Origin of the sequence: Aliivibrio sifiae (assembly GCF_002954705.1) — a bacterium.
GTDB classification, from domain to species: Bacteria; Pseudomonadota; Gammaproteobacteria; order Enterobacterales; family Vibrionaceae; genus Aliivibrio; species Aliivibrio sifiae_A.
Genome location: NZ_MSCO01000001.1, coordinates 1,779,230 through 1,805,450, shown reverse-complemented (window position 1 = coordinate 1,805,450; position 26,221 = coordinate 1,779,230). Strand labels below are relative to the sequence as shown.

The window sequence follows — 26,221 nt, the reverse complement described above, 5'->3', positions numbered from 1 at the left end:
TTGAAAAGCCCAGTCAGAAATGATTGGGCTTTTTAACGTTTATAGCAGAATAAAAAGAGGCTCGACTCATGACCTCAATAGCTAGCGGTTCAACTGGCAGAGCGTAACCTTGCCAAGGTTGAGGTCACGCTTAGTACCTCGAAGATCGGGAGCCTCGTGTGTCGCTCCAAATTAAAAAGCCCAGTCAGAAATGATTGGGCTTTTTAACGTCTATACTTTGACAACTATGAATGATAATTTCCATAATATAAACATCTGTGTTACTTTCCTTCACAATCTCGGAATAATTCTGGGGGAGACGCGTTTTAACTTTATATTTTTATTAAAATTTAAAGAGTAAATACGTAGGGTAGGTATCAACAACAATTTGTTGATAGAAGGGATACTAGTGACGGTAACGTCATGCTTATGGGAAACCCAACATTGAACACATTTAAATTACATTCTCAAATCTGCTTAATACTTCCATTATGCCCTGTCCTAGAAACAGGAAGCATCACCGAACCTTGATCCTTTGAAAAATAATGGCCATTACGTGGTAATGCCGATCAGTTAGTCACTTTATTGAGTAATTATGCACTATTTATTCAATGTCTAATAGATATGGCAAAGTACCCGTTAAGAGAGTGAAAGATAGATACAACAAGGGCTCCAGAATGATTGTAATAAATTCGTCTGAAGCCCTTTTTTTTATTGATGTTCGCTTAACTGACTGGCATTAGCCATTACGTGGCTTAATTTCTATATGCATTTTGCTATGGATAGATTTTTCACATCTTAATTTTCAAGGTTATAAAAATGAGTGCACTCTTTGATGAGAGAACTGATGCTGCTATGTCGCAGTTATCAGTTCAATTGCCAGATCCAACTTCTCTTGCTCCCGGTTATACAGGATTAACTTGTATTGGAACTTGGGTGCAAGGTAAAAAAGATGGAAAAGATCGCAGTGTCTTTATCTACAATAATGCTGATCATGAAGTTGCATATAAAGATGTAGAGCATCAAGCGATTTCTTATACTACGGGGGTGCCAGCAATTACTGCAGCATTGCAATACTTCCACGCTGAGTGGTCAGAAGTAGGCGTATTTAATATGGAACAGTTAGATCCAGACCCATTCCTAGAAACAATACCTAAAATTGGTCTAGATTGGCATGTTCAAGAGCTAACGCCGGGACAACCAGACATTAAAACCCTAAAATAATAGGGTATAACTATCGTCATTATAAATGATGGTGAATTAATTTTAAGCCGATGAATTCATCGGCTTTGTTCGATTTATAGAGAAGAGAATCATGACAGCTCAATTGAAAAAAGTGAGTTTAAACCCCATATTTCATGATTGATGAAGCCAAGCTGATAGCGAACCTTGAAGTCGCGAAGCGCTTGAAAGATCTTTCTGGTGTTAAATTAGTACTGGCATTGAAATGTTTTTCGACATGGGGAATTTTTGACATCATCAAGCCTTATCTTGATGGTTCAACTAGCAGTGGTCCATACGAAGTAAAATTAGGCCATGAAACTTTTGGTGGTGAAACGCATGCTTACAGTGTGGGTTATAGCGAAGATGATGTAAAAGAAGTCGTCGATATTTGCGATAAAATGATATTTAATTCGCAATCCCAGTTAGCTGCTTATCGCCATCTAGTTGAAGGGAAAGCGTCAGTTGGACTTCGTTTAAATCCAGGAGTCAGTTATGCAGGACAAGATCTTGCGAATCCTGCGCGTGAGTTTTCACGTTTAGGTGTACAAGCCGATCAATTAGACCCTCTTGTATTTGAAAGCTTGAATGGCGTTATGTTTCACATGAATTGTGAGAATAAAGACGTAGATGCATTTTCATCGTTATTAGATTCGATTTCAGATAAATTCGGCACTTATCTCGACAAGCTAGAATGGGTAAGCTTAGGTGGAGGGGTATTTTTTACATGGCCAAATTATGATGTTGAAAAGCTCGCTTCTGCCTTAAAAATGTTTTCTGAGAAGCATAAAGTGCAACTTTACCTTGAACCGGGCGAAGCGATCATTACAAAAACAGCGGATCTTGTTGTGAGTGTGGTCGATATTGTTGAGAACGGTAAGAAAACAGCCATCGTTGATTCTGCAGCAGAAGCACATCGCCTTGATACCTTAATCTATAATGAACCAGCATCGGTATTAGAGTCCTCTGAGAATGGAAAATACAATTATGTGATTGGATCTTGTTCGTGTTTAGCTGGAGATCAGTTTTGCGAAACGCAATTTGAGCAACCATTAAAAATAGGTCAAAAACTGCATTTTTTGGATAGTGCGGGTTATACCATGGTGAAGCTAAACTGGTTTAATGGTCTGAAAATGCCATCCGTATATTGCGAGAGAGCAACAGGAGAGATCGAAAAACTCAATGAATTTGGTTATGACGATTTTAAACGATCATTATCAAGGTGGGCGGTAAGCTAATATGTATCGTTAGATGTAAAAATGGCAGCGTAGTAAGCTGCCATTTTTGATTGCTTCGTCGCTTTTATTTAAATAACAGTAACGACCATATCATTACTCAGCGCTTCAATCTCCGCTGCTAAGTCATTTATATTAGCTGATATTGGCAACTTTAAGCTTAATGTAGCGGTAAATACACTGGTGCCATTCGCTGGAACACCAATACGGTGGCTGTTCATATCAATTAATTCAACTGATTCTTTTTGCAAGATATTACTAATATCATTAACGATCCCTGCTCGGTCTTCCGCATCGACTTTTAATCTTGTGTGTTGATGTTCAACAATCGTTTCTAATGCATCAGTGAAAGTGACCAATAAGTCATCTTGCGATGCAAAATAATCTTGTACTGCTTTTTTATGGTTTGTTGGGACTTCTATTTTTATTACCGCTGAGATATGAGCATCAAGGTAATGAACTTTACTTACTAGCCATTTTCCTCCTTCCTTATGGGTAACAGAGGCGAGTTGTTTAATTAAATCTGGGCTAGCAATTCCAACAAAAGCAGCAATAAATACACTTTTCATAGTGAGGCCTCCAACTGAGTTAGGGTGTTCTTTTATTAAAAAGTATCTCTAACACCAGTGTAGACGCCTCGTTCTAAAAAAATTTGATAAACATCAAGTTATCGATAAGCCAAAAAGATCCAGTTCAAACTTTAGCCTTCTATTTTTTCTCTGTTACTTGAGTGCCTAATGTTGCTGATAATGCATGCATTTCAGGTAAGATTTGATGCATTAAATGAAGTTGTTGCAGTACCATTTTGACTGAGTCTTCATCTTCATCACGCCATTCGGATAATCGTTTCTCAATGCTTTCTTCTGCGACAATATTTAGTTTTTCACTGCACTCGGTATTACTCAGTTGGCATTGAATTTGATTCAAATGCGAATGAATAATACGGTGTGATTCGGCAACTAATTGGTGTGTTTCTTCATCTTTTAGGCGGACTCTATGGGCTCCAAGTGCAGATATGTAGCTAAGCATTGCATGGCATAAACAAAGAAAGCGGAATGATTCGTCCACTGCGGTTTGGTATTTTCCTGGTTCAATAAGCATGTTACTAATTGCCGAGCTAAGTGCAGCTTCATTATTATGGGCTTGGCGTCGAGATAATCGATATTGAAGAGAATCTTTTTTCCCTGCTCGATACTGAGCAATAATATTTGATAAATAGTCTTGGTGGGCATGAACGGTATCAGCCATTACTTTGTGTAAACGTTTAGATTGCCAGTCAGGCAAAATATAGGTAACAGCAACTACCGCTAAGATACAGCCAACGATTGTATCGCCTAAACGAGGAAGAATCACCGCATAGCCTTCGCCTAATTGGTTAAAGCAGAATAAAACCAAGATGGTGATGAATGCTGTAGCAAAGCCGTAATTAGCAAGACGAAAAGCAAAAAAGAGTACGCCAGCAATAACCATTAAAACTAACTGACTATCAAGAGAGGGGAACAAGACTAACAGTGCCGTCCCTGCCAATAAACCAATAAGTGTTCCAGCGACGCGAGCAACGAGTTTTTCTTTGGTTGCACTGTAGTTTGGTTGGCAAACAAAAAGCGTGGTTAATAAAATCCAATAACCACGGTCTAAATCAAATGCTTGAATAATTCCATAGCCAGTAGTCAATGCTAATGCCATTCGAATTGCATGGCGAAATAGAACGGAATCTGTTGTTAGATTCGCTTTTAATCGTTGCCACATTGCTTTTGGTGTATGTGCGCCTTGATCGGCTAATACTGTATCTTCTTCACTTTCTAAGCTTCGTTCTGGGTTACTTATATTGGCAAACTGGCGCTCAACGGTTGCGAGATTATTAAACAAATACTCCAATTGAATGACAGATAAACGCCATTCAGGTCGCTGTTGTTCTTTTAAAGCAATAAGTGACTGCTGTAGTTCATCTAAAGCAAATATAGAAGTTTGAGTGTGTTGGTAAGGTAAGCCAAGAGACAAGCAACGAGCGACTTCTTTACAAGCTTCCGATTGACTATGTAATAAATGCTTAAAGCGAAAGAGAATGTCACTTCGATTAAATGTATTAGCAAGATCTTGATAGCGATAATGGCTAGAGCTTACTCGCTCATGAATGTCTTGAGCAATAAAATAAATTTTCAGAAAACGGTCGCTTGCACCGACAACATGACCACCTTTTGCTCTTGTTAATAAAGATGCCTTGCTGTTATTCAATGCCGTCACCATTTGTGCGTTATTTTTTGCTTCTTGAAGGCGGTAAGGTTGCGGTATTAAATTTGTGACGGGATGAAACAACTCACTTTTACTATTCAAATAAGTCGCCATGGTTTCAAAAACAGTGGCCAAGTTTTGTTGTACTGGCTGTAAAGGCCAGAAAATTTGCCAAGTCAGTGAAATTGAATAATACCAAGCAGCACCACTAAGCAGAAGCATGGGTTGATACCAAATATTAGGGCTTTCAGATGCACCGAGCATGGTGTAAATCGCTATCAATAAAGAGCCAAACGCAATGCTTGCATAGCGAGGACCTAAAGCACCCAGCATGATAAAAGAGAAAGTCGAACAGAAAAGACCGATCGCAAATAATACGGGGGTTTTGAAAAGAAGTTCAATCGAGAAAGCCGCAACGGCAAAGCAAATAAAGGTTAAGAAAAGAGCTTTGAGTCGACCAGATAATTTATCGTCAGTTTCTGCTAATGCAGCAGCAATAATACCTAAAATTAATGGGGTTATAGCGGTGTTTTGTTCTAGATACCAACATGGGACAACGGCACCCACCAGAGCGATTAATACACGAACACTAAAATTAATGGTTTTATTGGACCAATATTGACGAAAAAGTTGGCGATAGCTCACGATAGGTATTATCTAATTTGTTGAAAAAAACCATCATAACAAAGTCTTATTGAGAAAAAAGTAGTAGAGAGTAGATCATTGTCTTAATACTGATCTGGGACAACAAAAAAAGAACCTGATATCCTATCCATCTTCCAATCATTCATGAGTGTAGAAATTCACTCATAAATACAATTATCTTTAGGTAGTATCGAATCATGCAGATAAAAGCAACCACCTTCGCTCAGTGGTTAGTTCAAGGTGACTATTATCAACTTGAATTAGAGCAAGAGCAGCTGTTGTTTACTTCACATAAGTTCCAAGTATCTGTTCCGTTTGATAAATGGAGTGGCAAGGTTACCTTTCAAAGAGGATTAATTTGGAGTTCACTGTGTTTTTATAACCGCAACGAGCAAGTGGCATGGCGAGTTTCTGGTTTACCTTGGCAAGAGTGTGATGCCATCATCAATACAGTACTAAATTCATACGCAGATTGGAAAGAATCTAAAATTTCGATGCTTAATCAACTGAAACCACAAATGTTGGATTTAGTTGAAGAGTTTAGAGCGCAGCGTCGTTTTCTAAAGCAAACAGAAGCTCTGTTGATGGTTGAAAAGTTGTATGATTTATTTGAAAAAACCGGAATTTCTATTCCGCTTGCTGAGCAACTTCAACCAGATTGTATTGCGCCTGTTTTAGATTGGCTTACTGATCCTGAACTACAATTAAAGGTTCTTAATGATGATTGGTTAGAAGACCAAAAAACAGAATGGAAGGCCTTTTTCTCTGGTTGCGAATCTCAGCCTTTAAATGAATCTCAGCAAAGTGCGTTATTGCTAAATGAAGATCATACTTTAGTTTTGGCAGGGGCTGGTTCTGGCAAAACAAGTGTGTTGGTTGCCCGAGTGAATTATTTAATTGAAAGTGGTCAAGCGCAATCAGAGGAAATATTATTACTTGCTTTTGGTCGTCAAGCAGCCCAAGAGATGTCAGGTAGAATCATTGAAAAGTTGGGCACTGATATTGGCCAAAAGATTAAAGTTGCTACGTTCCATCAACTAGGTTTAGAAATTATTCGTCATGCCGAATACCAACAGCCTAAACTTTCTTGTCTTGTTACTGATGTAAAAAGTCGTAAAGAGTGGTTTATTCATGTACTTGATTCTGAATGGAAAAATGCGACGGCAACCAATCGTTGGAAAAAACACCTTAAAAAGTGGCCAATTGCCTATCTTCGTGGTGATGTAGATTTAAAAGAAGAATCACATAATGAAAAACTTCAAGAATGGTTATATAAACAAATTTGTCAACTAAACGCCCTGCAATTGGATAAAAAGGCAATTTTAGAAAAGATAGAATCGCATGTTGATGCGGCACGATTAAAAAGTGAATTAAATATCGTGTGGCCGTTTTTCAAGGCATATGAACGAACGTTAAAGCATGAAGAAGCGATTGATTATGAATTGATGATCTTAAAAGCGAAGCAATATATAAATAATAAAAAATACGCTTTGCCTTGGGCATTTGTCATGGTTGATGAATATCAAGATATTTCACCACAGCGTTTAGATTTAATTGAAGCTATTTGTCATAATGAAAATGCACGACAAGAAAAAGCGACCTTGTTTGCTGTGGGTGATGATTGGCAGGCAATTTATCGTTTTGCTGGTGCTGATGTATCTTTAACTACTGGATTTGAAAAACGTTTTCAATCAACTCAAATTGCACATTTATCGACAACATATCGTTTTAATGATCAAATTGGTGCGGTAGCAAATAGATTCGTTCAAGAAAATCCAATGCAACTTAAAAAAGAGCTGAACAGTTTTACTAAGCAAAAGCGAAAAGCTGTAAAAGTGATAGAGCATAATTCAATTGAAAAAGAATTACTGTCATTATCAAAAAATAGTAAAACAGGAGATACTGTACTCATTTTAGGCCGTAATCATAACCACAAACCAGACAGCTTTGATGAATGGAAAACATTTTATCCTGGATTGAATTTGGAATATAAAACGTGCCATGCAAGTAAAGGTACAGAAGCAGATTATGTATTCATTGTTGAAATGACAGATGGGCAGTTTCCAATGAAAACTCGAGCTGAATCGTTAGATGGTGCATTACTTCCTCATGAAGAGGAGTTTAGCTATGCAGAAGAGCGTCGTTTATTTTATGTCGCATTAACCAGAGCAAAGAAAAAAGTCTGGATCGCATATCATGGTAAGCCTTCTCCTTTTGTTCAAGAAATAGTCGATAAAGATTACCCTGTTATTCTTGAATGATTTGATTGCTTATATATGAAAAATCCCTTACTTAACAATAGGTAAGGGCTTTTTATTAACCGGTGACTAGATAACGTATTGGATTATAAACGTTCAGCTAAATAGGCTGCGTAATCGGGGATCTCAATCTTAACTTCTTTTGTCATGTTTGGAGATGTAATCATTAGTTTCGCACTTGCGCGATTCATCGCAACAGGAACGTTCCATACAGTCGCTATGCGTAGTAGCGCTTTAACATCAGGATCATGAGGAACTGCGTTTAATGGATCCCAGAAAAAGATCATCATATCAATCTTACCTTCTGAAATTAAAGCGCCTAATTGCTGATCTCCACCCATAGGGCCGCTTAATAAACTTTTAATTGCTAACCCGGTTTCTCTGCTAAGAATATTACCTGTTGTACCTGTCGCAAATAGAAAGTGACCTTGTAATGCTTCCTTGTTTTCTGTAACCCAACGTAAAAGCTCTGGTTTGTAATGGTCATGAGCCACAAGCGCTATATTTTTATGGGCAGGGATAATCCGTGTTGTCTTTTTCATTAAAGGTTCCTTAATTATAATTTTCTTTAATTTATTACTTTTACATCTCAATTAAATGACACCGAAACTAACGTTGCACACCTACAAAAAATGTAGGGCGGTATTCCGCAGGAGAGAGAGAGTCGAGTAATACATTTTTTGGTAAATGGTTTGGTGTTAATGCTTCTATCTTTGGAGATAATCTAAAAGGTAGAGGTTTATGATTTAAGTACCCAATCGCCTGTTGAACACTTAATCTACCTTGTAAAACCATTTTGTCAGTAGGAGAAAATAGCACACGTTTACGTAATAAACCGCGATATACCGCATGACTTAGATAAGTAGATACTAATTCAACTTCATTTTGCATCTTTCTACTAGCAAGTTCACTAATAGCAACCTCAATTGCCACGGCGCCACCTACTAAATAATCTAGTTTTTCACTTTGAAGCGCGTCTTGAATAAGGTTGCGTTGTAATTCTTTGCTATTGTCTCCCCAATAGGTAGCACTAACTACAATATCACTTTCTTTTATTGCGTCATTAAACCCTCTAGTTACCGGTTTTGTTCCGCCACGAGTTTTTGGTCCTGGTAACCAACCAATATAAGTGATACCAGAGTCTTTAGGGTGTCTTTTAGCCAAAAATTCCCCAGCTTTATAGCCCATGTCATACCAATCTACGCCTACTTCACCAAGGTGAATAGGAGGGAGTGGCGGAAATGAACTTGTTAATTGATTTACAGTAGCAAAAGTAGGGATTCCCGAGGTTAAGCTTTTTAAATCATGTTGATAGATAATAGGGTCAACCGTACCTAACAGAATAGCGTCAGCACCAATAGATACGCATTGTTTGATTTGTTCTTTTTGACGTTCAACATTAGGGTAACCACCTGACTCATAAACGGTTAATTCAACATTATTACGCTTTGCTTCTTCAACCATGCCGTAATTGACTGAAAGCCAATAAGAATCTTTTAAGTGTGGATAAATAGCACACAATTTCCATGACTCTTTTGCGTGAGAAAGAGGGGATAATAAGATGGAAATAAATAAGATAGCTACGGAATGAAAAGTAAGTTTCATGGTCTCTTCGCACTGACTTTAGGTTGATGATATGATACTCGCATTACTTCATTTTCTAAAGTGTATTCAAGATTATGTTATTTGCTTCTACAGGGATAGGTCGAAAGCTATTTCTTACTTTTATGGTGATGATTGCTCTTATGGCTTTTGGATCTGTTGTAGGTGTCCTTGGCTTTTCTTATGTTGAAAAAACAGAAAGAACAGTGATAGATTCTGCGATCCCTGCGGTTATTGAAGCTCGATATATTTCCGATTTAAGTACAAAAATCATTTCCACTTCTCAGTTACTTTCTCAAGTAAACTCAGAAAAAGAACGCAAAAAATACGGCAAAGAATTATTTACATCGATTGAAAGTTTGTATGTTAGGTTGAAAGGATTAGGGGTTTATCCATTTGATAAGGCGTTACTTACTCGCTTAGATCATCAAGTGCAAGACATTGTTGATAACTTAGCAACGATGGGAAATAACGTCGGTGAGAAAGTTGTCCTGCACAGCCTTATTCAAAATAAAAGTCAGAAACTCACTCAAACTGCCCTTCAATTAGAAGAATTAGCGCGTTCGCAAGTACTTAACTCTAATACAATCACTATTGCGAATGTTGTTAAAATCTATGATTTTGTCGAAAATAACGATAAAAATTCGGTATATAAAGCATTAGATACTTTGGTGGAAATAGACCTTGATTTAGCGGAGCGTTTGCATGAATTACGTCTACTTACTTTTAAAGTTGTTAATACTATTGATGATGCGAGAAATAGCGATAGTATTGTGAATGTTGAGAAATTACGTCAAGATTTCAATCGAGACATGACAATTATTACTCGCCGTGTGCAAGCTGTAGAAGATCCAAGCAGAACAAAGCAAATGTTGGCATTAGCAAATAATTTAACTAAGAGTGAACGCCTTTTTAATGAGCTAATTCAATTAGTAAATATAAATCAAAAACTGAAATCATTAAGTGATGAAAATATTCATCAATTCCAAGAATTAAATCTCACTATTGCACAACTTTTAGAGCAAGCAAATGACGTTACGCAACAAGCCGTTGCTGATGTGAACTTTGTTTTGAAAGTTGTTCAACAGCTTCTTATATCAATTACATTATTAGGTTTATGTTTAGTTATCTACATTATGTGGCGCTATGTATATGCCCGCGTAATTATGCGACTTAATCAATATGAACAAGCAATTACCGATGTTGCTAATGGGCGATTAGACATAGAGCTAGATACATCAGGAGATGATGAATTGGCTCAAATGGGGCGCTCTATTCTTGTAGCTAGAGATACCGCGCAAGAACTGCAAGATTATAAAGATAGCTTAGAGTTACAAATAGCTCAAAGAACTCAAGAGTTAAAATCGAGTAACGAACGTTTAAATGTTGAAATAATTAATCATGATAAAGCGCGTGATTTAGCAGAACAAGCCAATCGTGCTAAGTCAGCGTTTTTAGCTACGATGAGTCATGAGATCCGAACTCCACTTAATGGTGTACTCGGAACGGGTGAATTATTACGTGGAAGTGGATTAACAGCACAACAGCAACAATATGTAGATATTATCAATCGTAGTGGTGAGAACTTACTTGATTTACTTAATGATATTTTAGACTACTCGAAAATTGAAGCTGGTCACCTATCAATTCGTCAGGTTAATTTTAATGTCCATTCGATGATTACCGACGTACACCACTTATTTGGTTCAAGAGCCCAACAAAAAGGGATCACGCTTGCTTTTGATGTTCCTGCAGACATTCCTGCGTGGTGGATGGGGGATTGTACTCGGATCAGACAAGTGCTAAATAATTTTGTCGGCAATGCGGTTAAATTTACTCATACAGGTAGTGTAACAATTCAATTGCATATCATTTTAGATACCACATTATTATTTGAAGTTGTTGATACAGGTGTTGGTATTGCTGAACATGAGATAAGTAGTTTATTTGAAGCGTTTACACAAGCAGAAGAAGGGCAGAAAGTCTATGGTGGAACCGGTTTAGGACTAGCCATCAGCCAGCGCTTAATTGAAGCAATGGATGGGGAAATCGGTGTTGATTCAAAAGAAGGGGTCGGAAGTACATTTTGGTTCTCTTTAGAATTGGAAAAAGGGCATTGTATTACCGTTTATACTGAAGATAGTACGGTTCCTGATATTGCACCTGCTCATATTCTTTTAGTAGAAGATAATCCTGTTAATCAAATGGTCGCTGTTGGTTTTTTAGAACGTTTAGGTCATAAGATTACTGCTGTTGATACTGGTCTTCTTGCGGAAGAGGCTTTGAAAAAAGACCAATTTGATATGCTACTTTTAGATATCAATTTACCTGATACTGATGGAGTGACTTTACAAAAACGATTGCGAAAGATCGAGCAATTAAAAGAAGGCGATACGAAGAATACGCCGATACTCGCTGTGTCTGCGCATGTATTTAGTGAAGATGTAGAAAGCTATTTAGCAGCAGGTTTTGATGGTTTTTTAGCTAAGCCCCTTATTGAAAATCAATTAATAAAAATGTTAAATCGCTTTTTAAGTAGTGTTTATCCTATGAAAGAATTTGATATAAACCAAGAGGGATTTAACCCTACAATTGACAGCCCCCCTGTTGAGGAAATTGATATGATTTTAAATGAAAAAGTGCTTGAAAGTGATCTTGCCGTATTGGGTGAGGCTAGAATGCTTAAAATTATTGAATTATTTAGACTGTCCTCTAAAGATAATTTAATTCAACTGCAAGATGCGATTGTTAATAAAGAGGCTTACCAAGTCAATCAGCTCGCTCATAAGTTAAAAGGATCTGCAGGTAGTCTTGGATTAATGCAATTGCATGCGATTTGTAATGCTTATGAAGCAAGAGGAAAAAATGGTGATTTATCTGAATGCAGTGAGATTGAAATAGTTCAAGTTTATGAGCTCTCAATAGATGCACTAAATGATTTTTTTGATAAATGAAATTAACTTTATAAATATCAATGGTATGAGGTAAATTTATTCCTGATACCTATGGGTGTGATCAATTTATATTTATGACGATTTGATATAGTCCGTTGAATCATTTTTATTTCATATGGATAGGTTATGAAATTAGTAGGACGTTTGTCAGTAAAAACAAAAATAGCATTGCCAATGGTAGCTATTGTTTTTTTATTCAGTATTATTTCAACTCTTAATGTGATGAAGCTAAATGAGCAAGCGGAGGTTAATTACAAATTAATCGAGCTTGTTCAACCAGTAAATGAATCTTTAGAAGATGCATACCGAGATCTTTATCAAGTTACCGCTGCAGCACAAGGTTTAATGCTTTCAACTACGAAGGCAGAAAGAGATCACCACTCGTTTGAGTTTAAAGATAACGCCTACAAAGCGATTCCTCGTCTAAAAAAAGTAGAAGTCTTATATCAAGAAAATATCCTACCTTTAAATACTCAATTTGAATTAACGACGTTAATTAACGCGGCTGAAAAATGGGTCGCTCTCTATGAGCCTTTGTTCTCAAACCCTGATGATGCTCAATTCTATTATCAAGAAAATAATAGTCAGTTAGAAGACCAGTTTAAGATTATACGTAAGCAACTGAAATCAATTAGTAAGTTAATTATGAGTGAACAGGTCAAACTAGGAGAGCAAAGTCATTATGGGATTAATTCAGGTAAAATAATTTCTGAGGTTGGTGCCATTAGTGCTGTGATTTTTGGCTTGTTTGTTATTTGGTTATCAATTAACTGGATTGTGAAACCAATTCAGTCATTAGAGCTGGCAATGTCAGAGGTAGCTTCTGGCGAAGGAGATCTTACAAAGCGCATCGCGGTTACCTCAAGTGATGAAATTGGTAAACTGGCACAAGCGTTTAATTTATTTGTATCAAAGATTCACGGCACAGTTTCAGATGTGATTGTATCGTCTAATACCGTTCGTTCAGAAATGGATAATATTCAAGTATTAACAAACAATATCGCTAAATTCTCTTCAAGCCAGCAACAAGAAAGTGAAGTGGTTGCAGCTGCTGTACATGAAATGCAAGTGACGAGTAATACGGTGAATGAAAATGCTAATGAAGCGGCGCGCGCAAGTTTAGGAGCAACAACAGAAGCCGATACGACAGAAGCCATTTTACAACAAACCGTGGTATCGATTGAAGGATTGGCTAATGAGATCACTCAAGCAGGTACTGTAATTCATACTTTGGATAGTGATGTATCAAACATAGCATCAATTTTAGATGTAATTAAAGGGATTGCAGACCAAACGAATTTATTAGCGTTAAATGCAGCAATAGAGGCAGCACGAGCTGGCGAGCAAGGACGTGGTTTTGCGGTTGTTGCTGATGAAGTAAGAGCGCTAGCAAGTAAAACACAAGACAGTACTGGTGAAATTGAAAAGATGATTGAACGCTTACAATCGGGAGCGAAAGAAGCGGTAGTTGCGATGGAGTCGAGTACTAAAAGTGGCAAAGAAACGATTGATTTAGCAAATGAAGCCTCTAAATCATTAAAACAGATCACAAGAGCGATTGTTATTATGAATGATATGAATACACATATAGCGACAGCAGCTAATGAACAAAGTCATGTTAGCGATGATGTCAACTCAAATGTACAGCGTATTGCTGATAATAGTACTCAAATGGTACAGATGGTGAATAGCTCCGAAAGTGCATGTGTTTCATTATCAGAACAGTGTGAGAGACTTGATGGTTTGGTTTCACAATTCAAAGTGTAATACCAATCGTAGTAAATTTGGATTGTAGAATAACTACTTATCGAAGCTATTTGTCGAAAAGTGCCGCCTTGTTCTCAAGCATTTTCCCTGCGCTATTTCTGAGCGCTTACTTACTGTGATTGGTATAATTTTTAAATTTAAGTACTTATAAAAAATAGCCCACAATGATTGTGGGCTATTTTTATGTCTATTATATTTGTATAGAGCGTTTATTTATTTTGTAATAAGTAAGCGGAAAAACGGTCTTGCGTTTCTTTATCTGCTTTTTCATACCAGTAATGCAGCATTTGTTCAGCTGTATTCTGGCCTTGCTCATTTTTAATTTCTTTATGTGTTACGGTTACTATGCCTTCTTTAAAAGCAGCAGGATCGTTAGTTGTATTGAATTGGGCTAGTTCAAATTGAATATTTCGACCAACTTGAACACCGTGATGGATAAGCTGTGATTGAGCGTAAGGGATCTTGGTATTATTTTGATCGATAAGTTGCCAATTTAAATCAGTATTAAAAGCTTCTGCTTTTTCTGGCGAATTATAGGTTGGAAACTTAAAGGTAATTTCTTTATCTGACGCTGAAAATTTAGAAATGATAATATCGCTAGAGACGATGATATTATCTTTACCTTGTTTAAAGACTGGGTTGTATCTAAATGCAATTTGGTGCTCGCCGTTTTCTAACTCAAGATTTGATGAAGTAGAGAAGAAAGAACTTTCTAATTCAACTTCTTGATTGTCAACCAATAGTAGCTCAACATCTCCAGGAATCGTCAGTTGGATTGAGGCATTTGCACTTACTGAAGTAAGAAGACAAATACTGGCAGCAAAGAGAGAATTAATTTTCATTTAAGTACACCTAATCATTATTATTAGATTAAGTGTACTTAGATTCTAGTAATAAATAAACGCTTAACTGAATTAGAAATTATACGTTAATCCGAGATAAGTGGTCCCAAAGTCATATCCAATACCATCCATAATCGCACGTGCTATGTTGTGACCTGCTGTCAAAGTGAAATGTGTTGTAAAGTCATATCCAGCTTCAAAACCATAAGATAAGCCTAAGGCACTTTGGCTTTGGGCTCCTTTTCCTTTAAAACCTTTATTTCCTTCTTCTAAGTAAAAATCAATATCCATATCTAAGTAGTAATAGCCATACCCAAACATACTAGTGATAAAGAAATCAGACTCCAATATATAAGCTCGGTATTTCAAGTTTGCACCAAAAAAATGGGCATCGACATGACTCCTTGCAAACTCATTATCTTTCTTCCAGTCGTAATCAAAGCTGCCCATATTGTTATATTCAAGTTCAACAGACATATAAAATGTATCTGAAATTGGGAAATCATAACCACCTTTAATGTTATAACCACGATCAAGATCTGTTTGAACCCCAAGAAAAGTTACTGAAGATTCTTCGAGATTAGTTGTTATGTAATAGCCTGATTTATCAGCTTGAACAGAAAAAGAAAACAATATAAATGATATAAAACTCAATAACTTCATGCAATTATCCGTAATTTAATCTAGTTATCTTTATTATTCATAATGAATATAATAAATCCATAAATATAACAAGTTAATTACAAGTTTTAACAAAAAAAGCCCCTAGCTAGTAGGGGCAAAAGTTTCCATCGCTTTTGTTATAATTCAAAAATAGGATTAACCGAAGTCACCATTTACATAACCTTGGGTACGATCATCTTTTGGATTTGAAAAGATAATATGAGTATCGTCATGCTCTACTAATTCGCCCATCAAAAAGAAAGCTGTTTTATCTGAAATACGACGAGCTTGCTGCATAGAGTGAGTAACGATAACAATCGTATAATCTTTTTTAAGTGTTTCCATTAATTCTTCAATTTTATGTGTAGCAATTGGATCCAATGCAGATGTAGGTTCATCCATTAAAATTACATCTGGTTCCATAGCTATAGTTCGAGCGATACATAGACGTTGTTGTTGGCCCCCAGATAGTCCAAAAGCATGAGATTTTAAGCGGTCTTTTACTTCATCCCAAAGAGCGGCACTGCGTAATGATTTCTCTACTACCGCATCTAATACTTTCTTATCTTTAACGCCTTGTGCTTTTAAACCATACGCGACATTTTCATAAATACTCATTGGGAAGGGATTCGCCTTTTGGAAAACCATTCCTACTTTGATACGTAGGTCGGCAACGTCAATGTTACCGTAAATATCATCGCCATCTAGACTTACAAGCCCCGTTATTTTTACGCCTTCAATCAAATCATTCATGCGGTTCAAACAACGAAGTAGGGTTGATTTACCACAACCAGATGGACCAATTAACGCCGTCACTTGTTTTGCTGGGATCGGTAAGTTAATGCTTTTTAGTGCTTGGTTTTGACCGTAAAAAAGGTCTAAGCTTTCAATGTTAAATTTGTTCATTTTAATTTCCTTACTGGCTGCAACTTCTTTTCGTGCAACCAGTGAATAAATAATGGGTAATAAGTTTTATATTAATGTGATGCTTTATTTATTTTTTGAGCTAGTAGCTTTGTAAGCATATTAATAACTAAGACAAGAACAATAAGTACTGTTGCTGTGCCATAGGCCTGATTCCATTCTTCTATAGTGAAGAGTTCAGTCGTTAACTTATATAGGTGAACGGTTAATGTTCTACCCGAATCAAATAATGAATCAGGGATACGAGCGACCATACCTGCGGTTAAGAATACTGGCGCAGACTCACCGATTACTCGACCGATACTTAAAATAACTGAGGTTAAAATGCCAGGCATTGCGCTTGGTAAAATTAAACGCCAGATAGTATAGATTTTTGATGCTCCTAACCCATAAGACCCTTCTCGGAAGGTTTGAGGAACTGCCATTAATGCCTCTTCTGTTGTTCGGATAATGACAGGTAAAATAAGTATACTTAGTGTTAATGCACCCGAAAGGATTGAGAAGCCTAGGCCTAAGATCCCCACAAAGAAAGTCATACCAAATAAACCGAAAATAATCGATGGAATGCCCGCAAGAGATTCAGTGCAGAAGCGGATAACTTTAACGAACTTACTGCCAATCTTGGCGTACTCGGTTAGGTATATTGCGGTCATTATTCCTAGAGGAGCAGCGACAGCAATAGAGGCTAATACCATATAGAGCGTAGCGACTATCATTGGGAAGATGCCGTGTTCTTCACCTGTACGAGTGTAGTCATCGGTAATGAATGACCAACTTACGTGTTGTAAGCCATTTGAAAGAATATACCAGATGATCCAGAATAAGAATCCAACGGTAATCGCGGCTGATAGCCAGATGAATCCCGCGGCAATCTGATCTTTTATTTGACGTTGCTTTTTAAGTTTATTCATTGTCTTATTTCGCCGTTTCACGATTTAAGTAAAGAAGAATGCCGTTAAGTGACATGATGAAAACTAACAGAACAACACCCGTTGCGTATAACGCGTTAGCATGGATACCACTTGCGTATGACATTTCAATTGCGATGTTTGCGGTTAATGTTCGCGCTGAATCTAAGATACCTTCTGGCATGGCAGGGGCATTACCCATAACCATAATGATTGCCATCGTTTCGCCTAATGCTCGAGCAATACCTAAAATTACGCCAGTCATTATGCCTGAACGAGCAGCAGGAAGAAGGATGCGGAATATGGTAAATATTTTAGATGCCCCGAGTGCCAAAGACCCTTCTTTATAAGTGGCAGGAACTGCTCTGATAGAGGTTTCTGATACCGTAATAACGGTAGGTAAGATCATTACTCCTAGCACGATAATACCAGCCAGAATGGTGTTACCAGCAGGAACTTGAAAGACGTCTTGAATAAGCGGAACGATAATAACAAGACCAAAAAAACCATAAACAACTGATGGGATACCAGCCAGCAGCTCAACGGCAGGACGAATGATATCAGCAACACGTTTAGGGGCGATTTCTGCAATAAAAATAGCCGTTAGTATTCCAATAGGCACACCAACAAGAACGGCACCGAAGGTTGACACAACAGAAGCAACAATCATGGTGAAGACACCATAGAGCGCAGGCGGTAGCCAATCTTGACCAAATACAATACCGCTTACACCAACTTGTTGGAATGCTGGAATACTTTCTTTAACGATGAAATAAGCAATAGTTGCTAGTGAAACGATACCAATAACAGCACAACTTAAAAATAAACCGTGAAAAATTCGTTCTCTCCAATCCACTCGCTTTTTTTGCCTTAGCGGGCTTTTTGAAGGGGTATCTTGATTTACTGAATTTTGATTATTCATTGCGATGGTCATAAAAATACTCACATGTCGAAAAATTCGAAATGGAAAAAGCCTGACCTTCGCAGGTCAGGCAAATTAAGGTAGAAATTAGTTAACTGAGATGTAGCCTTTCTTTTCAACTAGGTTTTGAGCTGTTTCTGCTGTCATCCATTCTAGGAATTTTTGAGCTTCAGCTGATGGTTGTCCTTCTTTGTATAGGACAAGGAAAGGGCGAGACACTTTATATGTACCATTTTTAATATCGGCAACGCTTGGTACTACATTATCAATTGAAAGTGCATGAACAGAGCTATCTACAGTGCCTAAAGAAATGTAACCAATAGCGTATGGATTACTTGCAACCATTGTTTTTAAGGCGCCATTGCCATTAGCAACTTGAGCTCGTTGTGAAATCGCTGAAACTTTCATACCTGATACTTTTTTCTTTAGGCTCATGATGTCTTCAAATGCGCCACGAGTACCAGAAGCGGTGTCACGAGTAATAGCAACGATTGGTTTGTCTGCACCACCAACTTCTTTCCAGTTTTTCACTTCACCTTTGTAGATAGCAGTTACTTGTTCAGAAGTTAACCCTTTTAATTTATTACTTGGGTTAACCACAACAGCGATGCCATCGTGTGCAACTACTAATTCTTTTAGTGTTGATTCTTTTTCTGATGCTTTAAGGTTACGTGATGACATACCTAAATCTGCAGAACCATTCTTTGCCGCTTTTACACCAGCTGAAGAACCAGGACCTTGAACTTCGATATACACGGTTGAGTGATCTTTCATGTAAGTTTCAGAAAACACTTCCATTAAAGGGGTCACGCTGCTTGAACCAACGGCAGAAATAGTTTCTTTCGCTGATGCTGGTAATGCTACTACTGAACTCAGAATTGCTAGTGCGCCGATAACTGACTTTTTCATTTTCATTTCCTTTATGAGGCATACGTGCCGGATTAAGTTGACGAGGTCACTTTAGGAAATTTATATGACAGTAATATTTCAGTTTTCTTAAAAGTGTATGACAAGGCTATATTTATTTTTTTAAGGAAATGTTTTTTATCTATTTGTTTTTAATTATCATGGAGATATGTTTTTTCTTTGTGTTTTTAATGAAAAATAAATAATACTTTTATTCATGATTTTATAAGAAGATACTTCATGTATGGTTAATTTTTTGGTGATATTTCAACCAATGAGAATGTAATCGTTTGTTATTTAATCAACTTTTTATTGATGTGTTTCGCAAATAAATAAACGGCGCTAGTGGTTTATTCGCTTATTTTTTTTAAAATATGCATTATTGTGTATTAATCCGAATTGGGTGCTGATAAATAAAAATGATTCAGAGTCTTGAACTGACTAACGCTGAGAGTAAACAAACGTTAGAGCAAAAAATAATTCAATGTCATGATAGACAAATCATTTCGGATCTTCTTTTTGAGTACTTCTCATCTAATTTTGAAGCGACATCAGCAGCCATTATTTCTTTTCGTAAAGACAGCTATGATTATCATGAAGATTATATATATGGTGATGACTTACCTTTAGACCGTATTCCTATGAGCCTTTGGGTTTGGGCTAGTCAATTTGGCAGTAGTGATGGGCTAATTTCTATTGCTAGTAATAGCATTGGCTGGGATTACAGACAAGCATTGAGTCATAACACATTCTTGTTTGTATTAGATAGCCATACCAGTAATCGTACCTATTTAGTGATTGAAAACATAAAGATCTCTCCTGAAATTTTAGCTGAACAGCATAAGCTGAACTTTCTATACATCGCTGCATCTCAGTGGCAATGTATTAGAGCTGAAAGGAATGCGAGCAATGAAATTCGCTTAAGAGACATGAGAGCGGCTAAATACTTAGATGAGATAAAAGAACGCGAGCTTTTTCTTGATAAAATGAAACTAGTCCAAAATATCTCTCTTAACTTATCAAAACATGAAACATTGGATGAATTGTTTAAAGCGGCGGTTGAAGCCGTTCGAGATGATATGGGTTTTGATCGTAGTGTATTTATGCTACTGGATTATAAGCAGAGATCCTTTAGTAGTACATATGGGACAAATGAGAATGGAGAGACGGTTCGAGAGCATCATAAAACATACGACTTAAATCAATTAGAACCTTCTTATATTGATGCACTATACAGCCGTTCAGAAACGTTAGTTGTCGTTGAGCCCGCACCACTTTATACAGCAGGGGAGGTTGTTGGCGAAGGATGGAATGCGATGTTGATATTAAGGGGGGAGAACTACCCTGTAGGTTGGTTAGCGTTAGATAACTTTATTCATCGTGAACCAATTACTATTTATCAGCAAGAGATGTTGAAGTCTTTTGCAGCATTATTATCTCAGATTTATATTAGAAAGCGACGTGAGCAAGCGGTACGTTTATTGAATATCAGTTTAGTCGGTTTCTCTCGTTGTGAAACATTAAGTGATGTATGTCAAAGTGCAGTTTCTTTTGCTATTAAGCATTTAGGTGTAGACCGTCTTGGCATTTTATTAACTAATGAAGACTGTACAAGTTTGCAAGGAACATGGGGGACAGATCAGCAAGGCAACACCGTTGATGAATCTTATTTCTATAGTGAAAATCTAGATGTAGTTCAAGAAGCAATAGATAAACCTGAAACACTTATATATACAGAATCAGCCCCTATTTTTCATGACATGGAAGTGATTGGTTTTGGGTGTAAAGGCATTGCATTAATACAAACTACAGATAAGAAACCCTTTGCCTTTGTTGTTGTAGATAACTTTTTGACGAAGAAAGTTCTCAGTACAGAAGAAAGAGAAATAGTTAATTTATTTATATCTACATTAAGTGAGGTCTTACAACGTACCCAAGCAACTGAACGTTTAGAGAAATTAAATAAAGAACTAGAACTTAAAATTAAAGCGAGAACAAAGCAGTTAGAAACAATGAATGAACAGTTAGAGTTATTATCTTTGCAAGATCCTTTAACTGAGCTTGGTAATCGGCGACAGTTTGAAAAAAAATTCAATCAGATATTAAAAACACCAAATGCATCAAACGTAGCTGTGCTTTTAATTGATATTGATTTTTTTGGACTTTATAACACTTGTTATGGGCATTTACAGGGAGATAAAGCACTGTTGATGCTCGCAAGGATTTTAAATGATGCTGTTAATGCGCTTCCGGGAGCTTCTTTTTGCCGTATAGGTGGGGAGGAGTTTGCAGTGTGTTTATCTGGCGTTAATATTGATGATTTAGAACAAATAGCATGTCGTATTCAACATCTATTAGCGGTTAAGAAAATTGAGCATAACTTAAGTTCTGTTTCTGAGTTTTTAACTGTTTCTATTGGTTGTATTGTTGCAAACAAAGCCGTCAAAAGTATCGACCATATATATCATGAAGCGGATATTCAATTATATAAAGCGAAAGAAAAAAGGAATTCAATCTGCTGTAAAACGGTTAATTAAAGCTACTTATTTTTAGTAGATAAGTAGCTTTAAATGACCAGTGAACTTATATAGAGCATACCGAACATGAAGATTGCTTCATCAACTTCATTTCACGCCAGTTCATTGAAAGGGCATCTAATATTAGTAATTTATTGATCAGCGGTTGGCCATAATTAGCTAATACTTTAATTGCTTCCAAGGCTTGAGTTGCGCCAATAATCCCAACGACAGGGGACATTACTCCAGCTTCAACACAGGTTAATGTTTGTTGACCAAATAAACTGCTTAAGCACTGATAACATGGTTCATTATCTTGATAAGTATAAACGCTTACTTGACCTTCCATGCGTATCGCTGCACCAGATACCAATGGTGTTTTTGACTCAAAGCATAAGCGATTTAATTGATTACGAGTATCTACGTTATCAGTACCATCTAGTACTAGATCATGATTAGTAATAAGTGTACGTAACTCATCATCAGATAAGCGCTTATCAAGAGTATCAATATGGCAATGAGGATTGATGCGATTCAATGCCATTTTTGCAGAAATAACTTTTTTACCTCCAATGGTTTCATCGCAATGAAGAACTTGGCGTTGGAGATTAGAGAGTTCAACAATATCATCGTCCACTAGGGTGAGCTTTCCCACACCCGCAGCTGCTAAATATTGGCTCGAAGCACAGCCTAAACCGCCAGCACCAATAATTAGAATTGAACTTTCTTTTAAGCGTTCTTGACCATCAAAATCAAAATTTCTTAGAATGATTTGACGATTGTAGCGCAACATTTCTTGATCGGTTAATTCAGCCATCTTTAAATGCTCTTTAATACAAAGAAGAGTTAAACAATTCAATAGTGACCATTTCGCCCGCTTCAACACGGCCGCGCTCGCGTTCTAACACAACAAAACAGTTTGCAACACTCATTGAGCTGAATGCGCCTGAACCTTGGTTGCCTGTTGTTGCTACTTCAAATTGTCCTTGAGCATTAATAGAGTAAATGCCACGCTGATAATCTGTACGGCCTGGGCGTTTCTTAAATAGTGTTGTTGAGACGGCAGGGATGGATTGTGGTGCTTCCCACTTTGAGTGACCCGCTAATTTCGCTAACATTGGCTGAACTAACACATACATGGTTAGCATCGCAGAAACTGGATTACCTGGTAATCCGCAGAAATAAGAATTTGGTAAATTACCAAATGCGAACGGTTTACCCGGTTTAATCGCGAGCTTCCAAAAGCCAATTTTCCCGAGTTCATCTAAAATGTCTTTTGTATAATCAGCTTCACCAACGCTTACTCCGCCAGAAGTAACGACAACATCGGCTTCTTTATCTGCTTTTAAGAACACTTCTTTTAGTGTTTTTGGGCAATCAGGGATGATACCTAAATCAATAGCTTCGCAACCAAAACGTTCGATGAGTACTTTGATACCATAGCGGTTACTGTCGTAGATCTGACCATCTTCTAATGGTTGGCCTAACGGTTTTAGCTCATCACCGGTAGAGAAGAAGGCAACTTTTGGTTTTACTACCACTGGAATATCATTAATGCCTAAAGAAGCAATTAGAGGGATATCTCGTGGTGTTAAGCGATGGCCTTTTTCTAAAACGGTTTGTCCTTGAGCAACATCATCACCAATTGGGCGGATATTGGTTTGTGGTTTAACATCAGCTAAAGACAGATCAAAGGTAATGTTACCGCCTGAATCTGAAGTCAGTTCTTGCATAATAACGGCGTCACAACCCTCAGGGATTTTTGCTCCGGTCATGATTCTGATGGTACTTTGTGCTGCCCACTTTCCTTCAAAGGGGATCCCTGCAAATGATTTTCCTGTTAGAGGCAGTGTTAAGGATTGCTCTAAGTCAGAGATACGAACGGCATAGCCATCCATTGCAGAGTTTGCAAAAGGAGGAACATTAATTGGAGAGCAGATATCTTCAGCTAAAACAAAACCAATCGCATCAGAAAGCGGTAATGTGTTTGTATTTGAGATAGGGGAAACTTGAGATAAAAGGGTGTCCAAAGCGGTTTCTACGGGGATCAAACCTTGAGTTGCGCAGCAATCCATCATGATACTCTCTAAATTAATAGTAATAATGACTGCACATTATCATATTTTACCTCTGAACATCTAATAGACCCAGTAAAATCAGGGTGTATTTATCTGACAGAGCGAGTATCCTTAGCAAAGTTCAATTGATTAGGTTATTTGGAGTATACGATGTCATCATTCAGTGAATCAGCCATTTTAGTGCGTGATGCCCTTATCGCGCGTGGTCTTGAGACGCCAATGAAGGAAAATGGAATTAGTCGTGAAGAAAAAAAAGAACGTATAGAAGACCACATGCGTGAAATCTTAACGCTGTTAAGTCTAGATCTTAGTGATGATAGTTTAGAGGAAACGCCTCACCGAATTGCTAAAATGTATGTAGATGAGATTTTTTCTGGTTTAGATTACGCGAATTTCCCTAAAATTACTGTCATTGAAAATAAGATGAATTGTGATGAAATGGTACGAGTGAATGATATTACGCTTACTAGTACTTGTGAGCATCACTTAGTCACTATTGACGGGAAAGCAACGGTTGCTTATATCCCTCGTCAGAAAATTATTGGCTTATCTAAAATTAATCGTATTGTTCGATTCTTTGCGCAGCGCCCACAAGTGCAAGAACGCATGACTCAACAAATTTTAGTTGCGTTGCAAACGTTACTTGGTAGTGATGATGTTGCGATAACGATGGAAGCTACGCATTATTGCGTTAAATCTCGTGGCATTATGGACGCAACAAGCAGTACAACAACCACTGCTCTTGGTGGGATTTTTAAACGAAACCCAGCAACAAGACATGAGTTTTTAAGCGGTATTCGTTAATAGAAATATGATATTTAAAAGCCCGTCACTTAAATGCTAAGAGACGGGCTTTTTTATGTTTATTAGATTTTCTTATATTAAGTTTTGGAATTAGTACTGTTAAAGCAATGGACTAAACATAGAAAAGAATCGTTCAGTAAAACGATGCGGTAAATTACGTTGTTGCCAAGTTGCTAAATCAACAGGTGTTGATTGATCTAAGTAACTATCAAGAACCCATGAGAGTTGTTTAGTAAATTCAGGATCATCAACAATTAAACTTACTTCAAAGTTGAGCCAAAAACTTCGCATATCTAAGTTGACGGTACCAATAATACAATGGCTATTATCAATAACGACGGATTTGGTATGCAATAGCCCTCCATTAAATTCATGGATTTGAACACCGGCTTTAAGTAGTGTCTCAAAGAAAGATTTAGATGCCCAACTCACCATCAATGAGTCATTTTTCTTCGGTAAAATTAATTTAACTTCAACTCCTCGATGTGCTGTAGTTCGTAATGTATGAAGCAATATTTCACTAGGCACAAAATAAGGAGTTGTGATCGTAATTGATGTTCTTGCTTGATTAATTGCAGTGATTAAAACCTGTTGAATAATATCATCAGGCATCCCTGGCCCTGATGGAACCACTTGAGTTGTGTGATTGAATGGGTCTATTGAAATAGGACATTCAGGTAACGTCGGTAATTCTCTGATCCCTGTTTCTACTTCCCAATCCCACGCATGAATCGTATTTAACACTGCGACATTAGGACCAGTTAAGCGGATCATTACGTCAACCCATTGCCCAACCCCTGAGTTTTGCTTGAAATATTGAGGATCAACTAGATTCATTGAACCGGTATAAGCAATCATATTATCGATGACGACAATTTTACGATGGAGACGTAAATCTAACCGTCTAAAAAACATACGAAGAGGGCTAACACTGAGTGCTTCTACAATATTGACGCCTGAACTTCTAAGAAGCTTAGGCCAATGACTTTTAAAGAAATCGATACTTCCTGCCGAATCTAAAAGTACATTAACGACAACGCCACGTTTTGCTGCTTTTATTAATGCACTTGCAACACTGTCAGCTAGCCCCCCATGATGCCAAATGTAAAACTCCATATTGATTTCATGTTCTGCTTTTTCAATATCTCTAACAATAGCCATTAAAATTTCAGATGGTGTATTTAATAGCGAAAGAGTATCGCCACTCAACGCGGGAATACCTAATCTATTTGAGCAGAGATTATGAATTGCTGAGATTCTATGAGAAATAGATTGAGGTTGGTGGTGCTGACAATTATGGACTTGTGCAAACCATTCTTCATAAGGAGTAAACATAGCTCTAGCTCGTTCACCACGGGTTCGGCCAAGATTCAGTTCTCCAATTAAGAAATATGCCATTACCCCTAATACTGGAATGATATAAATGATCATTAACCAAGCTAAAGAGACACCAACAGGTCTTGGTTTAAAAACAACACGTATCGTTACACCGGCGACGAGTAGCCAATATAAAATAAAACCAATAAGAGTAAGTGCTTGATAAAATTTATCCATTAGCCTTTGTCATTGAAATAGTAAATGAATCTCTATTAAATCAGGTGTTGTAGGAAAAGAGTAGATAAGGAGGGAAAAATTTACAAAATAAAATTCATTGATGGTTTTGTAAATATTTAAGTTAAAAAAGAGAGGTATACGTTAAAAAATTTAACATAAGGGCTTTCAATTTTATTCCTAAACTGTTCTACTTGCAATATTGAGCGTTAAC

Annotated in this window: 19 protein-coding genes and 1 pseudogene; 7 read left to right on the top strand and 13 right to left on the bottom strand. The window is 37.2% G+C overall.

Going from position 1 to position 26,221, the window contains the following annotated elements; genetic code table 11:
- Positions 1-843 precede the first annotated feature (843 nt).
- Positions 844-1,203, top strand: a pseudogene (locus BTO22_RS07960) (saccharopine dehydrogenase family protein); the annotation flags it as partial.
- 134 nt (positions 1,204-1,337) lie between these two features.
- Positions 1,338-2,438, top strand: a complete 1,101-nt coding sequence (gene nspC, locus BTO22_RS07955; RefSeq protein ID WP_105055035.1) for a carboxynorspermidine decarboxylase — start codon at positions 1,338-1,340, stop codon at positions 2,436-2,438.
- A gap of 68 nt (positions 2,439-2,506) precedes the next feature.
- Here the strand turns inward: nspC and BTO22_RS07950 are convergent, their stop codons facing one another.
- Together BTO22_RS07950 and yccS are read right to left on the bottom strand one after the other, a co-directional pair.
- Positions 2,507-3,004 (bottom strand): glycine cleavage system protein R, encoded by a 498-nt coding sequence (locus BTO22_RS07950; protein WP_105055034.1) that lies wholly within the window; start codon positions 3,002-3,004, stop codon positions 2,507-2,509.
- Between the two features lie 139 nt (positions 3,005-3,143).
- Positions 3,144-5,312 carry a YccS family putative transporter gene (gene yccS / locus BTO22_RS07945; protein ID WP_105055033.1) on the bottom strand — a complete coding sequence of 723 codons (2,169 nt, stop codon included), beginning with the start codon at positions 5,310-5,312 and terminating at the stop codon, positions 3,144-3,146.
- Positions 5,313-5,509: 197 nt separating this feature from the next.
- Between yccS and helD the strand changes: the two genes are divergently transcribed.
- Positions 5,510-7,573 (top strand): DNA helicase IV, encoded by a 2,064-nt coding sequence (gene helD, locus BTO22_RS07940; RefSeq protein ID WP_105055032.1) that lies wholly within the window; start codon positions 5,510-5,512, stop codon positions 7,571-7,573.
- Between the two features lie 83 nt (positions 7,574-7,656).
- Here helD and BTO22_RS07935 read toward each other — a convergent pair whose 3' ends face one another.
- A complete protein-coding gene (locus BTO22_RS07935; RefSeq protein WP_060991337.1) occupies positions 7,657-8,112 on the bottom strand; it encodes a methylglyoxal synthase in 456 nt (151 codons plus the stop codon).
- Between the two features lie 67 nt (positions 8,113-8,179).
- Positions 8,180-9,175, bottom strand: coding sequence for a TMAO reductase system periplasmic protein TorT (gene torT, locus BTO22_RS07930; RefSeq protein WP_105055031.1), 996 nt, complete (start codon positions 9,173-9,175; stop codon positions 8,180-8,182).
- Positions 9,176-9,249: 74 nt separating this feature from the next.
- Here torT and torS point away from each other — a divergent pair, with 74 nt between their 5' ends.
- Together torS and BTO22_RS07920 are read left to right on the top strand one after the other, a co-directional pair.
- Complete coding sequence (torS, locus tag BTO22_RS07925; protein ID WP_105055030.1) at positions 9,250-12,126, top strand: TMAO reductase system sensor histidine kinase/response regulator TorS; 2,877 nt, start codon at positions 9,250-9,252, stop codon at positions 12,124-12,126.
- A 126-nt stretch (positions 12,127-12,252) separates the two neighbouring features.
- Positions 12,253-13,893 (top strand): methyl-accepting chemotaxis protein, encoded by a 1,641-nt coding sequence (locus tag BTO22_RS07920; RefSeq protein WP_105055029.1) that lies wholly within the window; start codon positions 12,253-12,255, stop codon positions 13,891-13,893.
- Between the two features lie 209 nt (positions 13,894-14,102).
- Here the strand turns inward: BTO22_RS07920 and BTO22_RS07915 are convergent, their stop codons facing one another.
- From BTO22_RS07915 to BTO22_RS07890, 6 genes are all read right to left on the bottom strand, one after another.
- A complete protein-coding gene (locus tag BTO22_RS07915; RefSeq protein ID WP_105055028.1) occupies positions 14,103-14,735 on the bottom strand; it encodes a YccT family protein in 633 nt (210 codons plus the stop codon).
- A 72-nt stretch (positions 14,736-14,807) separates the two neighbouring features.
- Entirely contained in the window at positions 14,808-15,398 is a 591-nt protein-coding gene (locus tag BTO22_RS07910; RefSeq protein WP_105055027.1) for a porin family protein, read from the bottom strand.
- A 156-nt stretch (positions 15,399-15,554) separates the two neighbouring features.
- Positions 15,555-16,304, bottom strand: a complete 750-nt coding sequence (gene pstB / locus BTO22_RS07905; protein WP_105055026.1) for a phosphate ABC transporter ATP-binding protein PstB — start codon at positions 16,302-16,304, stop codon at positions 15,555-15,557.
- Positions 16,305-16,375: 71 nt separating this feature from the next.
- Complete coding sequence (pstA, locus tag BTO22_RS07900) at positions 16,376-17,233, bottom strand: phosphate ABC transporter permease PstA (RefSeq protein ID WP_105055025.1); 858 nt, start codon at positions 17,231-17,233, stop codon at positions 16,376-16,378.
- A gap of 4 nt (positions 17,234-17,237) precedes the next feature.
- Positions 17,238-18,164, bottom strand: coding sequence for a phosphate ABC transporter permease subunit PstC (gene pstC / locus BTO22_RS07895; RefSeq protein ID WP_105055024.1), 927 nt, complete (start codon positions 18,162-18,164; stop codon positions 17,238-17,240).
- Between the two features lie 75 nt (positions 18,165-18,239).
- Entirely contained in the window at positions 18,240-19,061 is an 822-nt protein-coding gene (locus tag BTO22_RS07890; protein ID WP_105055023.1) for a phosphate ABC transporter substrate-binding protein, read from the bottom strand.
- A gap of 416 nt (positions 19,062-19,477) precedes the next feature.
- Here BTO22_RS07890 and BTO22_RS07885 point away from each other — a divergent pair, with 416 nt between their 5' ends.
- The gene (locus tag BTO22_RS07885) at positions 19,478-21,595 is read left to right on the top strand and encodes a sensor domain-containing diguanylate cyclase (protein ID WP_105055022.1); all 2,118 of its coding nucleotides are present in this window, start codon (positions 19,478-19,480) and stop codon (positions 21,593-21,595) included.
- Between the two features lie 46 nt (positions 21,596-21,641).
- On the opposite strand, the gene moeB is transcribed toward BTO22_RS07885, so the two are convergent.
- Together moeB and moeA are read right to left on the bottom strand one after the other, a co-directional pair.
- A complete protein-coding gene (gene moeB / locus BTO22_RS07880; protein WP_105055021.1) occupies positions 21,642-22,391 on the bottom strand; it encodes a molybdopterin-synthase adenylyltransferase MoeB in 750 nt (249 codons plus the stop codon).
- A 13-nt stretch (positions 22,392-22,404) separates the two neighbouring features.
- Complete coding sequence (gene moeA / locus BTO22_RS07875; RefSeq protein WP_105055580.1) at positions 22,405-23,649, bottom strand: molybdopterin molybdotransferase MoeA; 1,245 nt, start codon at positions 23,647-23,649, stop codon at positions 22,405-22,407.
- A gap of 153 nt (positions 23,650-23,802) precedes the next feature.
- Here moeA and folE point away from each other — a divergent pair, with 153 nt between their 5' ends.
- Complete coding sequence (gene folE / locus BTO22_RS07870) at positions 23,803-24,456, top strand: GTP cyclohydrolase I FolE (protein WP_105055020.1); 654 nt, start codon at positions 23,803-23,805, stop codon at positions 24,454-24,456.
- A gap of 99 nt (positions 24,457-24,555) precedes the next feature.
- Here folE and cls read toward each other — a convergent pair whose 3' ends face one another.
- Positions 24,556-26,010: a cardiolipin synthase gene (cls, locus tag BTO22_RS07865; RefSeq protein WP_105055019.1), complete on the bottom strand. Its 1,455-nt coding sequence runs from the start codon at positions 26,008-26,010 to the stop codon at positions 24,556-24,558.
- Positions 26,011-26,221 lie beyond the last annotated feature (211 nt).

What these genes read in the sequence shown, in the direction of transcription:
- moeA (WP_105055580.1), bottom strand. Translation starts at nt 23,649, where the DNA reads ATGGATTGCTGCGCAACTCAAGGTTTGATCCCCGTAGAAACCGCTTTG.
- helD (WP_105055032.1), top strand. Translation starts at nt 5,510, where the DNA reads ATGCAGATAAAAGCAACCACCTTCGCTCAGTGGTTAGTTCAAGGTGAC.
- cls (WP_105055019.1), bottom strand. Translation starts at nt 26,010, where the DNA reads ATGGATAAATTTTATCAAGCACTTACTCTTATTGGTTTTATTTTATAT.
- pstB (WP_105055026.1), bottom strand. Translation starts at nt 16,304, where the DNA reads ATGAACAAATTTAACATTGAAAGCTTAGACCTTTTTTACGGTCAAAAC.
- BTO22_RS07890 (WP_105055023.1), bottom strand. Translation starts at nt 19,061, where the DNA reads ATGAAAAAGTCAGTTATCGGCGCACTAGCAATTCTGAGTTCAGTAGTA.
- torS (WP_105055030.1), top strand. Translation starts at nt 9,250, where the DNA reads ATGTTATTTGCTTCTACAGGGATAGGTCGAAAGCTATTTCTTACTTTT.
- nspC (WP_105055035.1), top strand. Translation starts at nt 1,338, where the DNA reads ATGATTGATGAAGCCAAGCTGATAGCGAACCTTGAAGTCGCGAAGCGC.
- torT (WP_105055031.1), bottom strand. Translation starts at nt 9,175, where the DNA reads ATGAAACTTACTTTTCATTCCGTAGCTATCTTATTTATTTCCATCTTA.
- BTO22_RS07950 (WP_105055034.1), bottom strand. Translation starts at nt 3,004, where the DNA reads ATGAAAAGTGTATTTATTGCTGCTTTTGTTGGAATTGCTAGCCCAGAT.
- moeB (WP_105055021.1), bottom strand. Translation starts at nt 22,391, where the DNA reads ATGGCTGAATTAACCGATCAAGAAATGTTGCGCTACAATCGTCAAATC.
- BTO22_RS07915 (WP_105055028.1), bottom strand. Translation starts at nt 14,735, where the DNA reads ATGAAAATTAATTCTCTCTTTGCTGCCAGTATTTGTCTTCTTACTTCA.
- BTO22_RS07935 (WP_060991337.1), bottom strand. Translation starts at nt 8,112, where the DNA reads ATGAAAAAGACAACACGGATTATCCCTGCCCATAAAAATATAGCGCTT.
- folE (WP_105055020.1), top strand. Translation starts at nt 23,803, where the DNA reads ATGTCATCATTCAGTGAATCAGCCATTTTAGTGCGTGATGCCCTTATC.
- BTO22_RS07920 (WP_105055029.1), top strand. Translation starts at nt 12,253, where the DNA reads ATGAAATTAGTAGGACGTTTGTCAGTAAAAACAAAAATAGCATTGCCA.
- BTO22_RS07910 (WP_105055027.1), bottom strand. Translation starts at nt 15,398, where the DNA reads ATGAAGTTATTGAGTTTTATATCATTTATATTGTTTTCTTTTTCTGTT.
- pstA (WP_105055025.1), bottom strand. Translation starts at nt 17,233, where the DNA reads ATGAATAAACTTAAAAAGCAACGTCAAATAAAAGATCAGATTGCCGCG.
- BTO22_RS07885 (WP_105055022.1), top strand. Translation starts at nt 19,478, where the DNA reads ATGATTCAGAGTCTTGAACTGACTAACGCTGAGAGTAAACAAACGTTA.
- pstC (WP_105055024.1), bottom strand. Translation starts at nt 18,164, where the DNA reads ATGACCATCGCAATGAATAATCAAAATTCAGTAAATCAAGATACCCCT.